The sequence below is a fragment of the Streptomyces sp. NPDC001544 genome (genome assembly GCF_042894285.1).
Taxonomy (GTDB): domain Bacteria; phylum Actinomycetota; class Actinomycetes; order Streptomycetales; family Streptomycetaceae; genus Streptomyces.
On the sequence record NZ_JBIAVN010000001.1, the window covers coordinates 469,602 to 483,913 of the forward strand.

General features: G+C 70.8%; 15 protein-coding genes. 5 read left to right on the forward strand and 10 right to left on the reverse strand.

The features are described from left to right. Window positions 1-16: 16 nt before the first annotated feature. The 4 genes from ACFY0F_RS02070 to ACFY0F_RS02085 form a co-directional block, all read right to left on the reverse strand. Window positions 17-601: a TetR/AcrR family transcriptional regulator gene (locus ACFY0F_RS02070; RefSeq protein ID WP_388787484.1), complete on the reverse strand. Its 585-nt coding sequence runs from the start codon at window positions 599-601 to the stop codon at window positions 17-19. Window positions 602-740: 139 nt separating this feature from the next. Next, window positions 741-1,100 carry a nitrite reductase small subunit NirD gene (nirD, locus tag ACFY0F_RS02075; protein ID WP_388787486.1) on the reverse strand — a complete coding sequence of 120 codons (360 nt, stop codon included), beginning with the start codon at window positions 1,098-1,100 and terminating at the stop codon, window positions 741-743. Next, window positions 1,097-3,715: a nitrite reductase large subunit NirB gene (nirB, locus tag ACFY0F_RS02080; protein ID WP_388787489.1), complete on the reverse strand. Its 2,619-nt coding sequence runs from the start codon at window positions 3,713-3,715 to the stop codon at window positions 1,097-1,099. The genes nirD and nirB overlap by 4 nt, the downstream gene beginning before the upstream one ends. Beyond that, the gene (locus ACFY0F_RS02085; RefSeq protein ID WP_388787492.1) at window positions 3,715-4,932 is read right to left on the reverse strand and encodes an NAD(P)/FAD-dependent oxidoreductase; all 1,218 of its coding nucleotides are present in this window, start codon (window positions 4,930-4,932) and stop codon (window positions 3,715-3,717) included. The genes nirB and ACFY0F_RS02085 overlap by 1 nt, the downstream gene beginning before the upstream one ends. Before the next feature lie 251 nt (window positions 4,933-5,183). Between ACFY0F_RS02085 and ACFY0F_RS02090 the strand changes: the two genes are divergently transcribed. From ACFY0F_RS02090 to ACFY0F_RS02100, 3 genes are read left to right on the forward strand one after another with little or no spacing between them, the layout of a single operon-like run. Then, window positions 5,184-5,687, forward strand: coding sequence for a hypothetical protein (locus ACFY0F_RS02090; RefSeq protein WP_388787495.1), 504 nt, complete (start codon window positions 5,184-5,186; stop codon window positions 5,685-5,687). Window positions 5,688-5,717: 30 nt separating this feature from the next. Continuing rightward, on the forward strand, window positions 5,718-7,010 hold the full coding sequence (locus tag ACFY0F_RS02095; RefSeq protein WP_388787498.1) for a sensor histidine kinase: 1,293 nt from the start codon (window positions 5,718-5,720) through the stop codon (window positions 7,008-7,010). 40 nt (window positions 7,011-7,050) lie between these two features. Beyond that, window positions 7,051-7,740: a LuxR C-terminal-related transcriptional regulator gene (locus ACFY0F_RS02100; protein WP_388787501.1), complete on the forward strand. Its 690-nt coding sequence runs from the start codon at window positions 7,051-7,053 to the stop codon at window positions 7,738-7,740. Window positions 7,741-7,812: 72 nt separating this feature from the next. Here ACFY0F_RS02100 and ACFY0F_RS02105 read toward each other — a convergent pair whose 3' ends face one another. Beyond that, the gene (locus ACFY0F_RS02105; protein WP_388787504.1) at window positions 7,813-8,439 is read right to left on the reverse strand and encodes a class F sortase; all 627 of its coding nucleotides are present in this window, start codon (window positions 8,437-8,439) and stop codon (window positions 7,813-7,815) included. Between the two features lie 141 nt (window positions 8,440-8,580). Next, the gene (locus ACFY0F_RS02110) at window positions 8,581-9,111 is read right to left on the reverse strand and encodes a hypothetical protein (RefSeq protein ID WP_388787507.1); all 531 of its coding nucleotides are present in this window, start codon (window positions 9,109-9,111) and stop codon (window positions 8,581-8,583) included. Window positions 9,112-9,601: 490 nt separating this feature from the next. Between ACFY0F_RS02110 and ACFY0F_RS02115 the strand changes: the two genes are divergently transcribed. After that, window positions 9,602-9,781, forward strand: coding sequence for a hypothetical protein (locus ACFY0F_RS02115; protein ID WP_388787510.1), 180 nt, complete (start codon window positions 9,602-9,604; stop codon window positions 9,779-9,781). Between the two features lie 94 nt (window positions 9,782-9,875). Here ACFY0F_RS02115 and ACFY0F_RS02120 read toward each other — a convergent pair whose 3' ends face one another. Genes ACFY0F_RS02120 through ACFY0F_RS02130 form a run of 3 tightly spaced genes read right to left on the reverse strand, consistent with a single transcriptional unit; the run spans window position 9,876 to window position 13,406 of the window. Further along, window positions 9,876-10,847, reverse strand: coding sequence for a hypothetical protein (locus ACFY0F_RS02120; RefSeq protein ID WP_388787513.1), 972 nt, complete (start codon window positions 10,845-10,847; stop codon window positions 9,876-9,878). After that, window positions 10,844-12,136 (reverse strand): CHAT domain-containing protein, encoded by a 1,293-nt coding sequence (locus tag ACFY0F_RS02125; protein ID WP_388787516.1) that lies wholly within the window; start codon window positions 12,134-12,136, stop codon window positions 10,844-10,846. Before ACFY0F_RS02125 ends, ACFY0F_RS02120 begins: the two co-directional genes overlap by 4 nt. A 4-nt stretch (window positions 12,137-12,140) precedes the next feature. Continuing rightward, window positions 12,141-13,406, reverse strand: coding sequence for a DUF6879 family protein (locus ACFY0F_RS02130; RefSeq protein WP_388787519.1), 1,266 nt, complete (start codon window positions 13,404-13,406; stop codon window positions 12,141-12,143). A 290-nt stretch (window positions 13,407-13,696) separates the two neighbouring features. Here ACFY0F_RS02130 and ACFY0F_RS02135 point away from each other — a divergent pair, with 290 nt between their 5' ends. Continuing rightward, the gene (locus ACFY0F_RS02135) at window positions 13,697-13,852 is read left to right on the forward strand and encodes a hypothetical protein (RefSeq protein ID WP_388787521.1); all 156 of its coding nucleotides are present in this window, start codon (window positions 13,697-13,699) and stop codon (window positions 13,850-13,852) included. Window positions 13,853-13,996: 144 nt separating this feature from the next. Here ACFY0F_RS02135 and ACFY0F_RS02140 read toward each other — a convergent pair whose 3' ends face one another. Further along, window positions 13,997-14,242 (reverse strand): hypothetical protein, encoded by a 246-nt coding sequence (locus ACFY0F_RS02140; RefSeq protein WP_388787524.1) that lies wholly within the window; start codon window positions 14,240-14,242, stop codon window positions 13,997-13,999. Window positions 14,243-14,312: the final 70 nt, after the last annotated feature.

Sequence of the window (14,312 nt, forward strand, 5' to 3'; positions counted from 1 at the left end):
CGGTCCAGTACCGGTGTCAGTCGAGCAGGGCCAGCGCCTGCTCCGCCGCGTCCCGCACCCGGGCCGGGTCCGCCGACGCCTTGCCGACCACCCGCAGGCCCTGCATCAGCACCAGCAGCATCCGGGAGAGGGTGAGCGGATCGCGGTCGGCGGCCAGTTCTCCCTGTGCCTGGGCGCGTACCAGTGCCGAGCGCAGCAGGGTCTCCATCTGGTCCCAGCCGAGCTCCACGCGGCGGGCCGCCGCCGGGTCGTGCGGGGCCAGTTCGGCCGCCGTGTTGGTGACGAAGCAGCCGCGCAGCCGTCGCTCCTCGGCGGCCGCCTCCGCCGCGAAACGCCGTACGACGCTCCGCACGGCGGGCAGTGCCGGGCCCGGCTGCGACAGTTCCCGCAGCAGTGGTCCGTCACAGCCCTGCTGATAGCGCTCCAGCGCCTTCAGATACAGCTCGTGCTTGTTGCCGAAGGTCGCGTAGATACTGGCCCGTCCGATGCCCAGGTGCTCCACCAGGTCAGACATCGACGTCGCCTCGTACCCCCGCCGCCAGAACATCTCCAGGGCCGACTGCAGCGCGGCGTCCGGGTCGAACTCCTTGGTCCTCGCCATGCAGCGCACCCTAAGGTTTCCGGAACGACCGGTCAATCAGCGCCGGCCCGCCCGCCGTGACCGCCGCGATCAGGCGTTCCTGGCGGGAGCCGTCCCGGCCGCCGCGCGCGGGCGGCGCGCGCCGGCCAGGACGTGAGGGTCAGTTGGCGCGCACCTCGTACGCGGCGACCGTCACCGACTCGTCGTCCAGGCACTGCCCGGTGACCAGGTCGAACCGCTGCTTCAGCAGGGGCGAGGCGACGAACGGCCGGCCCCGGTCGGTGCCGGTCAGGCCGCGGGAGAGGACGGCCGCGCCGACGAACGGGTCGCGGTTGTCGATGCCGTACAACTGGCCGTTACGGTCGCGGAACAGGGCGACCTGGCGGCCGTCCGGCAGCAGCGCGGCCACCCCGCGGCCGGGGGTCAGGGTGTTGAGGTCGCAGACCGTGAACCACTCGTCGGTCTCGGAGTCCAGCTGGAGCTGGACCTTCAGGTCGGTGGTCTCGGGTGCCAGGGTCATCGCTGGGCGCTTCCTTCCAGAATGTCTTCGGTGGGGCGCATGCCGATGGAGAGCAGCGGCAGGTCCGGCTTGATCTGGTCGCGTTCGGGGACGAAGCCGACGACCGGGTCGGGGGTGTCCGGGGCGTTCACGAAGGACACGAACCGGGCCAGCTTCTCGGGGTCGTTGATGGTCTCGGCCCACTCGTCGCGGTAGTTGCCGACGTGCGCGGCCATCAGCGACTCCAGCTCGGCGCAGATGCCGAGCGAGTCGTGCACCACGACGTCCCGTACGTGGTCCAGGCCGCCGGGGAGCCGCTCCAGCCAGGTCGAGGTGCGCTCCAGACGGTCGGCGGTTCGGATGTAGAACATCAGGAACCGGTCGATCAGACGGACCAGTTCGGCGTCGGACAGGTCCTGGGCCAGCAGGTCCGCGTGGCGCGGGGTCGCACCGCCGTTGCCGCCGACGTACAGGTTCCAGCCGTTCGAGGTGGCGATGACGCCGAAGTCCTTCGACTGGGCCTCCGCGCACTCGCGGGCGCACCCCGACACGGCGGACTTCAGCTTGTGCGGGGAACGCAGCCCCCGGTAGCGCAGCTCCAGGTCGATCGCCATCCGGACCGAGTCCTGCACGCCGTAGCGGCACCAGGTCTGCCCCACGCAGGACTTCACCGTGCGCAGCGACTTGCCGTAGGCGTGCCCGGACTCGAAGCCGGCGTCGACCAGCCGGGCCCAGATCAGCGGGAGCTGCTCGACGCGGGCGCCGAACATGTCGATCCGCTGACCGCCGGTGATCTTCGTGTAGAGGCCGAAGTCCCGCGCGATCTCACCGATCACGATCAGCTTCTCCGGGGCGATCTCACCGCCGGGGATGCGCGGCACGACCGAGTACGAGCCGTTCTTCTGCAGGTTGGCGAGGAAGTGGTCGTTGCTGTCCTGCAGGGCCGCCTGCTCGCCGTCCAGGACGTAGCCGCTCGCGCCGATCGCCGGGGCGAGGGAGGCGATGATCGAGGCCACCGCCGGCTTGCAGACCTCGCAGCCGTCACCGCCCCGGGCGCCGTCACGGCCGTACCGGTCGAGCAGGTCCTGGTACGAGGTGACGCGCAGGGCGAGGACGATCTCGTACAGCTCCTCGCGGGTCTGGGAGAAGCAGCCGCACAGGCCCTTGTCGACCTCGACGCCGTTCGCCTCCAGTTCGGCGGTGACGAGCTGGCCCAGCACCTTCACGCAACTGCCGCAGCCCGTACCCGCCTTGGTGCACTTCTTCACCTCCGGCACCGTGGTGCACCGGTGCTCGGTGACCGCGCCGCGGATCGTGCCCTTGCTGACGTTGTGGCAGGAGCAGATGACCGCCTCGTCCGGGAGGGCGGACGGGCCGAGCTGGGCGCCTCCACCGGACCCCGCGGGCAGCACCAGGGACTCCGGCGCGATCGGCGGCACCGAACCGGTCAGCGCGCGCAACGTGCCGTACGCGTCCGCGTCACCGACCAGGATGCCGCCGAGCAGCGTGCCGTCCCGGCCGATGACCAGCTTCTTGTACAGGCCGGCCCGGGAGTCGGAGTAGACGACGTCCAGGCAGTCCTCGGCGGTGCCGTGCGCGTCACCGAAGGAGGCCACGTCCACACCGAGCAGCTTCAGCTTGGTGGACAGGTCGGCGCCGGTGAACCTCAACTGCTCGGTGTCGTCCTCGGCGATGGTCGCGGCGGCCGTCTCGGCCTGCTCGTAACCCGGCGCCACCAGGCCGTACACCCGGCCGTCGGAGGCCAGCGCGCACTCGCCGATCGCGAACACGTGCGGGTCGCCGACCGTGCGGCACTGCTCGTCCACCGTGATGCCGCCACGCTCGCCGACCGCCAGTCCGCAGTCGCGGGCGAGCTGGTCGCGCGGGCGGACTCCGGCGCTGAACACCACCAGGTCGGTGGCGAGTTCGGAACCGTCGGACAGCTTCATACCGGTGACCGCACCGGAGCCGTCGACGACGATCTCCTGCGTGCCCACCCCGGTGTGCACGGTCAGGCCCATGTCCTCGATGGTGCGCAGCAGCGCGGCGCCACCGCCGTCGTCGACCTGCACGGGCATCAGACGCGGCGCGAACTCCACGATGTGGGAGGTGAGTCCGAGACCCTTCAGCGCACCGGCCGCCTCAAGACCGAGCAGACCACCACCGACCACGGCGCCCACCCGGGCCCTCTTCTTCGCGTACGCCTCGATCGCGAGCAGGTCCTCGATCGTGCGGTAGACGAAACAGCCCTCGGCGTCCTTGTTCGGGACCGGCGGCACGAACGGGTAGGAGCCGGTGGCGAGGACGAGGGTGTCGTACGCGAAGACCTGACCGGACCTGGCCGTGACCTTCATCGCCGCCCGGTCGATGGTCTCCGCGGGGTCGCCCACGTACAGCTCGATGCCGTGGTCGTTGATGAACTCCATGTCCGTCATGGACAGTTCCTCGGGCGTCCGGCCCGAGAAGTACGAGGTGAGCTGCACGCGGTCGTACGCCGGACGCGGCTCCTCGCAGAGCACGACCACGCGGTGCGTGGCGGTCAGGCCGCGCTCGGCGAGCGCTTCGAGGAAGCGCTGGCCGACCATGCCGTGGCCGACGAGCACGATCGTGGGGTTCGCCCCCGGGGCGGCGGTCATCAGGAGCCTCCATCGTTGGTGAGCAGGTGGAGCAGGGGGCCGCCGTCCATGGGGAGCGGCTCTGCTCCCTCCCAGGCGCGGGCGAGTGCGCCGACGGTGCCGAGTTCGCCGACCAGGACCCCGCCGACCAGGCGGTCGTCGCGGACGACGACCTTGCGGTAGGTGCCCCGGGTCGCGTCGGCGAGCTGTACGACGTCGTCGCCGGGGAGCGGCTCGGGCTCCCCGAAGGCGGCGAGGTCGAAGGGGGAGTTTGGGCCGGTCAGGGTCAGCCGGGTCAGGGAACGGGTGCCGGTGTAGCGGGTGCCGGCGCGCCCGGCGAGCAACTCGGCCAGCGCATCGGCCTGTTCCAGGGCGGGCGTGGCGAGGCCGTACACCGTGCCGTCGTGCTGGGCACAGTCGCCGACCGCGTGGATGTGCGGGTCGGAGGTGCGCAGTTGGTCGTCGACCAGGATGCCCTTGTGGACGGCGAGTCCGGCGTCCTCGGCGAGACCGGTACGCGGGTGCACCCCGCAGGCCAGGACCACGAGGTCGGCCCCGAGGGCGTAGCCGTCGGCCATCTCCACCGAGCGGACCGCGCCGGCGACCGAGCGCACGTCCCGCACCCGGCACTCGGTGTGCACCTCGACACCCAGGTCCTCCAGATGGCGCCGGACGAGCTTCGAGGCGGCCGGGTCGAGCTGACGTTCCATCAGCCGCGCGCCCTGCTGGGCGAGGACGACCTGCGCGCCGCGCACCGCCAGCGCCCGCGCCGCGGACACCCCGAGCAGTCCACCGCCGACGACGACCGCCCGCACACCCGGCCGGACCGCCTTGGACAGGCCCAGGCAGTCGTCCATGGTGCGGAACGCGTGCACGCCCTCGGGGGGCTCGTGGCCCGGGGTGAACAGGCCGCGCAGCGGTGGGAGTACGGGGTTGGAGCCGGTGGCCAGGACCAGCGTGTCGTAGGCGATCGCCGAACCGTCCGCGCACCGCACCCGACGAGCGGCGCGGTCGATGCCGACGACCCGGGCGCGCACCATGCCGTCGGGCGCCGGGAGCGCGATCACCTCGGGGGCGTAACGGCCGGCCAGCACCTCGGCGAGCAGCACCCGGTTGTACGGGCGGTGCTCCTCCTCGCCGACCAGCAGCGCGGGCGTGCCGAGCTCACCGAGCCGCCGGGCGAGCCGTACGCCCGCGAGGCCGGCGCCGATCACCACCACACGCGTATTCGAGGTCATGTGGTCGAGCGTGCGGTGTGGACGTTACCCGGCCGCATCGCATCTGTTTCCCGTGAGGAACGCTGCCCTCAGCGAGGACGGGGAGGGGGTGTGAGGGCCTTGACCGAGGACCGGAAAGGGGCTGTGAGGTGGTGCTCAGGGTGGGGCTGGCCGAACCCCCGGGTTCCGTGCAGGCACCATCGTGCACCACGGACGCGGGCGGCAGCCTGGAAGGGACCGGATCACCGCAGCCCACCGTCAGGGGGACCCACATGGACAGCACCTCGACCGCCATCAGGCGGGACACCGCCGCCGTACTGGTCTGGCGCATCACCCGCGAGCCCTTCACCACCGGCACCTGGCGCCGGGCCGGCTACGCGCTGCTCGCCCTGCCGGTCGGTGTGGCGTGCGTTCCGCTGTCGCTGCTGGGAGCCCCGACGGGACGGTGGCAGCGGGCGCTGGTGCGGCGCTTCCTGGGCACAGACCTGCCGCCGTCCACCCGGACCGGCGGGCTGCCGCACGCGCTGGCCGCGACCCCGCTCAACCTCCTCGCCGCGTTCGTCACGGTGTACGGCTGGTCGCTGGTCCCCATGAACCTCGGCTGGCCGCTGCGCGCCGGGTCGGACTACTCCGACGCCTGGGGCGGACCGACCTTCGCCGGGGCGTGGGCGTTCCACGCGGTCGTCGGGGGCGTCGGGTTCGGGCTGCTGATGCCCTGGCTGGGGCGGGGCCTGGCGGCTCTCCAGATCCGCGTCGCCAAGTCGCTCCTCGCCTAGGCAAGGTCACTCCTCCCCTAGGTTGGCCCCATGCCCGAGCCGATGACCGAGCGCCTCCGCTCCCGCGCCGTCGCCACCTTCGGCCCGCGCGCCCTGGCCGCGCTGCTGTACGGAATCCTCTCCTTCCCACTCGCGCTCGTCGGGTGCTGGCTGACCCTGGTCGGACTGCTTTTCGGCGGGCTGCTGTCGGTGACGACGCTCGGACTGTGGCTGGTGGCGGGAACGGTGCGCGGGGCTCTGGCACTGGGGACGCTGCAGCGGACGCTGGCCCGGTGGCTGCTGGCGGTGGAGATCGAGGCACCGGCGCTGCCCGCGGGGGCGGGGGCGCTGGCGTGGCGGCGGGCCGTACTGCGGGACCGGGCGGGGTGGCGGGCCGTCGGCTGTGCCGTGGTGGCTCCCTGCACAGCGGTTCTGGCGTACGTCGCCGCCGCCATCGGATACGTCTACGGCACCCTGTTCACCCTGCACCCGCTGGTCGCCCGCTGGAACCAGCGCGCCGTTCACGAGCCCGACGGCACCGTACGCCATGTGTCCCTGGAGTTCTTCGGCCACCAGCTCGACACCTGGCCGCGCTGGTTGATCCCGTTCACAGCGGGACTGCTGTTGCTGGCCGTGGCCCCGCACCTCCTGCGGCACGCCCTCGGGCCCCACCGCGCCGTGCTGACCGCGCTGCTGGGGCCCGACGCCGCCGACCGCCGTATCCGCACCCTGGAGGAGACCCGCGCACACGCCGTCGAGGACGCCGCCGCCACCCTGCGCCGTGTCGAACGCGACCTGCACGACGGCACGCAGGCTCGCCTGGTCGGCCTCGCCATGCACCTCACCGTGATCCGTGAACTGATCACCGCCGGCGCCGCCCCCGACCGAATCCTCGCCGTCGTCGACACCGCACAGGGCAACGCCACCCAGGCCATCGCCGACCTCCGCCACCTGGTCAAGGGCATCCACCCGCCCGTACTCGACCAGGGCCTGCCCGCTGCCCTCGCCACCCTCGCCGCCGACAGCGCCCTGCCCGTCACCCTCACCACCGCCGTCGACGACCGGCCCAGCCCCGCTCTCGAGTCCATCGCCTACTTCTGCGCCGCCGAACTCCTCGCCAACGCCGCCAAGCACAGCGGGGCGAGCGGTGTCACGGTCGACGTCACCGCCCGCGGCGGACTGCTCCGCCTGCGGGTCATCGACGACGGCCGCGGTGGCGCCGTGATCGGCGCGGGTTCCGGCCTCACCGGCCTGCTGGCCCGCGTCCGCACCGTCGACGGTGCACTGACCAGTGACAGCCCGCCCGGAGGGCCTACGGTGGTCACCGTCGAACTGCCCGTGTGACGGCGACACCGCCTCGCCGGGCCCGGCCCGGAGGAGGGGCATGCGCGTCGTCATCGCCGAGGACTCGGCCCTGTTGCGCGACGGCCTCGTACAACTGCTCGGGCTGCGCCAGGTGGAGGTCGCCGCGGCCGTCGGGGACGCCGAGGCGCTGCTGGCGGCCGTCGCCGAGCACGCCCCCGACGTCGCCGTCATCGACATCCGGCTGCCGCCCACCCAGTCCGACGAGGGCGTTAGGGCCGCCCTCCGGCTGCGCGCCGAGCACCCGGGCACCGGCATCCTGCTCTTCTCCCAGTACGTGGAGACGACGTACGCGGCCCGGCTGCTCGGCGATCCGGCGGGGTTCGGCTACCTGCTCAAGGAACGAGTCGTCGACATCGACGAGTTCGTCGGCGCGCTGGAACGGGTCGCGGGCGGTGGCACCGCGCTCGATCCCGAGGTGGTCGCGCAGTTCTTCGGCGCGAGCCGCCGGACCACCGCCCTCGACACGCTCACGCGCCGCGAACGCGAGGTGCTCGCCCTGATGGCCGAGGGCCGCACCAACCAGGCCATCGCCGCCGCCTTCACCGTCTCCGACCGCGCCGTGGAGAAGCACATCGCCAACATCTTCGCCAAACTCGACCTGCCCCCCTCGGAGACCGGACACCGGCGGGTGCTGGCGGTGCTGCGTCATCTGGAGAGCGCACGGGGCCCGGGCCCACGCCCCGGCCCTGACGGCTCACCGAGGCTCTGACCGATCCGCATCACGTTCCGACGGTCCGCATCGCGTCCTGCCCGATCCGCATCGCGTCCCGACGGCTGCCCGTCACGCCTGACGGCTTCCCGTCAGATGGGCGAACACGACCACGTTCCCCTGATACCCGGTGAGCTTGGAGTAGCCCCCGCCGCAGGTGATCACCCGCAGCTCCGGGCGCTTCGCCGGGCCGTACACCTTCTTGTCGGGGAAGTCGTGCGCCGAGTACACCTCCACCGCGTCCACGGTGAACACCGCGACGCTCCCGTCCTGCCGGTCGACCTCGATCACGGCGCCGCGCCTGAGACCGCCGAGGTCGTAGAAGACGGCGGGGCCCTCGGTGTTGTCGACGTGCCCGGCGACGATCGCGGTGCCCCGCTCACCCGGGGTGATGCCCGCCTCGTACCAGCCGGCGAGGTTCTTGTTCCCCGCGGGCGGTACGTCCAGGCTGCCGGAGCTCGTCAGCCCCAGCCCCATCAGCGGGGCGTTCACCCGGATCGCGGGGATGCGGATCCGGGTGGGCGGCGAGGGCGCCAGCGCGGGTGACCCGAGCCGCTCCTCGGCCGGCTCGGGACGGCCCTCGGCGGCGGACGGCTGCGGCGGGGCGTGCGTCGCGGAGCCGGTGCCCAGCAGCCACACTCCGGAACCCAGGGCGACCACGGTGACGGCGGCTATGGCGGTGTCGCCGATCCTGCGCATGCGACCCCTTCCCGGAGCCGGGCCCCTTCCCGGAGCCGGGCCCCTTTATGAAGAACCCGTTCCCCTCCGGGCCGCGAGGGGCATCGGACCCGGAGGGGACGGGAGTTGCGGTACCGACCGACGGACAGCGGAGGGTGTCCGTCAGATCCCGTCGCCTCTCGCCCGGCGATGCAGGAGCCAGGTACCGCCCGCGGCGGCGACGGCCAGAGCCGCCACACCCGCCGTGGTATGCACGGGGTCGGGCCCGAGTGCGCCACCGACCCCCGTCTTCACACTTCCGCGCGGCTCCACCTGCTCGCGCGCCGCCGCCCCCGCCGTCGTCAGCGTCACCACCAGGTCGCCCGTCACCCGCTTGTCGCCCTCCGCGCACCGAGCGACGATCTCGTACGTCCCCGGCTGCGCGCTCGGCGGCACCCGGAACTCCCCGGATGCCTCGCCCTGCTGCGTCCCGGGCGCCAGCGTGAACGTCCCGGCGCCCACCGCCGTGGCGTCCCCGGCCGCCGTACCCCTGCCCGGGCAGGCCGCCGTCTTCACCGTGACCGTGTCGCCGGGCACCACGCCGGCCGGGGACACCTGCAGGCCGCCGCCGTCCGCGCGCGCGGGCGCGGTGGCCAGACCGGCGGCGGTGACGGCGAGCGCGGTACCGGTCAGCAGACGGGCGGTGCGACGCATGGTGCTCCTCGAGCTCGTCCGACTCGTTGACGTGCTCTTCCGAGGTAAGTGGCACATCGCCGTGCGCGCTTGTCGAACGGGATGCCGGGGATGGGATGAACGGGTGTCCCCACCCGGCCCCTCAGACGGTGTTCCGCCAGGTCAAGCCCCGGCGAGCGGCCCGACGGAAGAACACCCGAACGGCCGGGCGGGCCGGGTGAACGTCCTTCCTCGGCCAGGGGCGGGGCCGTGCCGGAGTGCGGGGGGCGTCGACTCCACCGAAGGTGATCAACAAGACGGCGCAGGCGTGACTCCAGCAGTTCGAACCGCCCCAGCCCTGAGGTCTTGCTGCGCCCCGGTCACCGAGGTTGGGGCCCAGCTGAGCCGACACCTTGCTGGCCGCAGGCAGCTGTACCGGAATCGGCTTCCTGACGTTCAGTAACACGGCGGCCCCGCATGACGGCGCGGCCGCCACAACAAGACCTCAGGGGGACCATGACCAACGTCCTTCGTGGTCGAGATCGACTCCGCGCCGAACGCGGCCTCCGCCCAGAAGCTTGTCTTCGCCCGCGACGCCGGCGCCTTCCCGTTGTGGGTCCGCTTCGGCAAGGGCGGCGTCGCGACCATCGACGGCGTGGTAGTCCTCGACATCCGTGATGCCGTGTGGGGCGTGTGCAAGGCGGGCGCCTGACGGCGCCCGTGCTACGGAGGGCCGTCGATCCCGGAGTAGGTGCTGTCGGCCGGTAGCCCATTCGGACACCGGTCCTACAAGGAGTGTCCGCTGCTCAGCGGGAGTGGTTCGCCAGGGACAGCAGAAGGTGCGCTGTCTCGGGGCGCAGATGGTCGGAGTGGGCGCCGGCGGGACCGTTGCCGTGCACGAACACCTCGCTTGCGTCGACGCTCACGAAGCGATGGTCGAGGTCGGTGAGGGGGTAGGGCTGCCGGGGCGGCAGCATCTGTATGGCGGAGACGGGCGAGGGTGCTGTACCGATGCCTGCGTAGCCGATGCCGGCCCGCTTCTCCGCCCGGAGGTGCCAGAAGCCGGTCGCGCGGTCGTGTTGGGAGTAGGTGGCGACGACCGGCCCGCGCAGTGGTGCCTGGGCCAGCGCGGTGAAGCGGGACGCGAAGGCGTCTCGAGGGGCTGCCATCTGCAGCAGCAACATGGAGTCGACGGTGAAGGGTCGCCCGTGGGGCTCGGGCGTATTCCACCCCAGGGTGAGCGGCTCTTGGCCGGCTGCCCACTGCACGGCTTCGCAGAGCAGCCGGCAGCCGAAGGAGTGGCCGATCAGGTGCAGGTACTGGCCGTGACGGTTGGCGAGGACGGGCGGTGCGGCGGGGTCGGTGCGGCGGGCGTCCAGGTATCCGAGGAGACGGCCGATGACGTGTGAGGCGTGGCCCTTGGTACTCATGGTGTGGGCACGGTCTCGGATGCTGCGGTAACCGCCGAGGGACGGGCGGGAACGGGAGGGCCAGCGGATCAGGACGGTCCAGGGCCGCCAGGGTTTGAGGTTCGGGTAGGGGCCGTGGTCGTACTCATCCGTGATCAGGGTGAGGAGCCGGTGGACCGTGGCGAGCGCGGACTCGGGCTTCGTCTGCCAGCCGTGGGCGTAGACCAGAAGGTCTGTGGCCCAGTCCGGTGGAGTGAGCGATGCGGCGAAATGGTCGTCGAGGCGGTGCTCCGGGACGGGACGCGGGCCGGTGCGGGTTTCCCGCAGGAGCCAGCCGGTGGGATCCAGATCGAGGACGGCCGGCGTCACAGCGCACGCTCCATGCGGCTGTCCATGCCGCAGTGCAGCGTGTAGGCGAGTGCGAGCGGGTTGCGGTGGGTGTCCGCGAAATGGCGTACCAGGGCATGCGCGATGGCCCCTGCGGTGTCCTGGCCGCTCAGGTACCGCGTCACGTACTGCAGTGCGTACTCGGCCGCGAAGAGCTGCGGCATTTCGATCTGCGGCCCTAGCACTCCGGCGGCGCCCGCCTGGATGAGAGCGCCGCCCAGGTGGGCCAGTTCGGCGGTACCCGGCATTCCGCCGTAGCAGGCGTTGAGCAGGACGAGTGGGTGCCGGTGCAGCACGGTGTCCACGTGCGCGGCGCAACGGGCCAGTACGGTCTGTGCGTCGATGTCGTGTCCGTCGCTCAACTGCACCACGAGGAAGGGTGAGTCGGTGGCTTCGGCCCGGAAATGGCCGTGACACCAGAAGTACATGAACTGCTCGTCCAGCTTTCCCCTCGCGATGTCGTCGACCAGTTCCTGACGGCTGCGGCGCTCATGGAACGTCGTGTCCTTGGCTAGGAGGGCCGCCACCTGTGCCGCTTTGGTCCTGCCCGCTACGTCGAGTTCCGTGTCGTGGTTCAGGCTCACGCAGGGTTGACCCGGCAGCGGTGCGGGCGCCCGGGAATCCGGGAGCTCCGGGTAGTAGCCGCCGGTCTGCTCGATCTGGTGGCGATGGCCGAGGAAGCGCCCGAAGAGGCCGTCGAGTCCGGTATGACGAGGCGTGCTCCAGGGCAGACAGAGCAGGGACCAGGGCAGGTACAGCACATCGGAGTCGAAGCGGATGCGCAGGTTCTCGCGGAATAGCACCTCGGTCAGTACCTGACGCACCCGTGAGACAGAGCGGTCCCTGCCTCCGAGGAGTACGTCGAACAGTAAATGGGCGCCTTGAGCGGCCAGTTCGTCGAGTACCGAGTGCAGTTCGGCCTCGGGTTCGCCGCTGAGGTCTACCTGGATGGCGTACGGGAATTCGGGGCGACCGGCAACAGGTGGCTCCTGTCGGGTCCGCGGCCGGGCGTCGACGAACTCCGTCTTCCAGCGCCGTCGCAGGCGGCTGCCCAGACTGCGTACCGTCGCCTGTTTCACGCTCAGCACCGCGCAGGGGTCGCCGTGCGGTGAGGTTGGTACAGCAGGGCCATACAGGCGAACGAAGATCCCCTCCACGCCGTACTGGTTCAGCGCGACGACGAGGTCGGGGTGGTGTGTGGTTGGGGCGGGGGAGCGGGTGTAGTCATGGCTGGGGTTCTGCAGGACGTCGGTGTCGAGGTCGCGGGCCATGCGGTCACTCCCCTTCTGCACGCAGGGCAAAGGGGGCTGCGCTGGACGGGAGTTCCCCTGGTGTAGTGACGCGGACCGTTGTCTCGACCTGCTGGAGAACGGTCCCGGTGTGCCGGTCCTGGACGGCGACGCGAATCCGGTGTGTACCGGCCTGGTCGGGAATGAAGAGCACCTCGGCAGCGCCGCCGTCCCCCGAGGGGAAAGGCCGTAAAGAGACGTTGACCGGTTTGATCTCCGCCGGGGTGAGAGGGGTGGCGAAGGCGGTGAGCTCGGGACGGTCGGCACCCGGCTGCGCCCACGGGTGCTGCGGACCTGGCTGAAGTCGCAACTGGATACGTGCGGGGGCCCCCGAGACCAGGTGGTCGTCCACCAAGGTCAGAAACAGATGGCAGCCGGCGGGAGAAAGGTGCGCGGGGAAAGCTCGAGGGGTGGCCAGGCGCTCGGGCCCTGTCGCAGCCCACAGCTCGTTGAACTGGTTGATGCGGTCCGCGACGTGCTCGGGCTTCGCACGCAGCCGCGTACTGTCCGGGTTGGACTGCAGGTCTGGTGCGGTCTCGTAGCAGATTTCCCCGTCGAAGACGATGAAGTCGTTGATCATGGGGTTCGAGGCCATCAGCGACCGCACGGCGATCCGGGCGTCTATGCCACGCTTGCGGTGGTGCTCGCAGAGTTCTCTGAGAGTGTCAGTTACTTCGTGTGGTTCGTTCACCACGAACAGGCGCCGGATCTCCACGCCGCGCTGCTTCACGGCCTTCTCCTGCGCGGCTAGATACCGCAATGCGGGCCCGCTGTGCCAGAAGTCCCGGTCCACGGAGGTACTCGTGGCGTCGAGGGTCATCTTGACGCACTCGGTGAGGCTAAGCAGCCAGTCGTGGTTCTCACCCGGGCAGTCTGCGCTACCGCTTTCGAGGTCTTTCATCAGTGCGGAGAGGCGGGCCAGCTCCTTCTCAGCGAAGACTTGCACCATGCCGCCGCTCTGTTCACGGACTTTCGTGTAGCCACGGACCAACTGGGTCACGTCGTCCGAGCGGAGCACCGAACCGTCCACATGGCTGAACAGCTCCGTCGCTGCGAGAAGATCGGCGGAGCGCCGCTCAGCCTCCTCGAAACGCTGCGCGAAGTCCAAGAGGTACTGCACGATCAGCGTCGATCCACCGATGAGAACGGACAGAATCAGCTGCCAGGCCTGGTCCGGCTTCTGGTTCAGCACATTCGTCAGGAGGAACGCAGTTCCCCCCGCTACGACCGTGATCAGCATCTTGGCAAACACGTTGCGCTCGTCCCCGCGCCGTGATGCGCTCCGGACCGCTACCCGTCTCGCAGACTTATGACTGTCACTCATCAAGCCCCCCTCACCGAGGCGACGCAGCCACCGCCACCCCCATGACTTCCCCACACAAGCCGGTTCGGCACCATCCCGAGCCGCCAGGCCTGCCAGCCCGCCAGTCGTTCAGGTAGACGAGGACCTGTCTAGTCCGATCTCAGACAAAGGGTGGGTAGTTGAGGCACCCTGCCAAAGCCATCGCAGGCTGTGTCGGCATGCTGCCACACTCGGGGCCCGTGAGCGACAGCTTCGACGACGACATCGCCAGGAGTCTCGACGGCTCCGTCGGCACCCATATGGTGGCCGTCAGCTACGACGTGATGGACGCGGCGACGGCGGTACTTGCGGAGCACCTTCCGACCGAGACGTTGCACGCCATGAAGCTGGCCTGAGGGGAGCACCATCCACGAATGATCCGAGCTTCACGACTACCTGGCTGCCGTCCTCGCTCACAGGGATCGTCTCTAACAGGGCGTCATCCACAGGCCTTGCTTGTTGCTCTCCAGGCCTGCGTCTCTGCTTGAAGACGCGACGTCCTATTCGGCGTCGTCCACGACCTGTTCGGACAGGTGCTGAGCTCTGTGGCATCGGGTAGCCGGTGTTCCGGCACCACGTCGAGCCGTTGATGCACCTCCTCGCGTGCGGTCGGCGAGCAGTGCCCGGGGTACGGTCACGGCGTACTCGGCCCTCGGATAGCTGCTCTCGACCTTCTTTCCGACCAGCACCACCGCCGCCAGGAGCGCGACGATCAGGAGGAAGATCCCACCGATCATCGCGGCCATGAGGCCGACTCGGCTCTTCTCCGGCGGGGGTGGTGGGGGCCAGGCGCCCCAGGGCTGAGGAGGCGTCTGA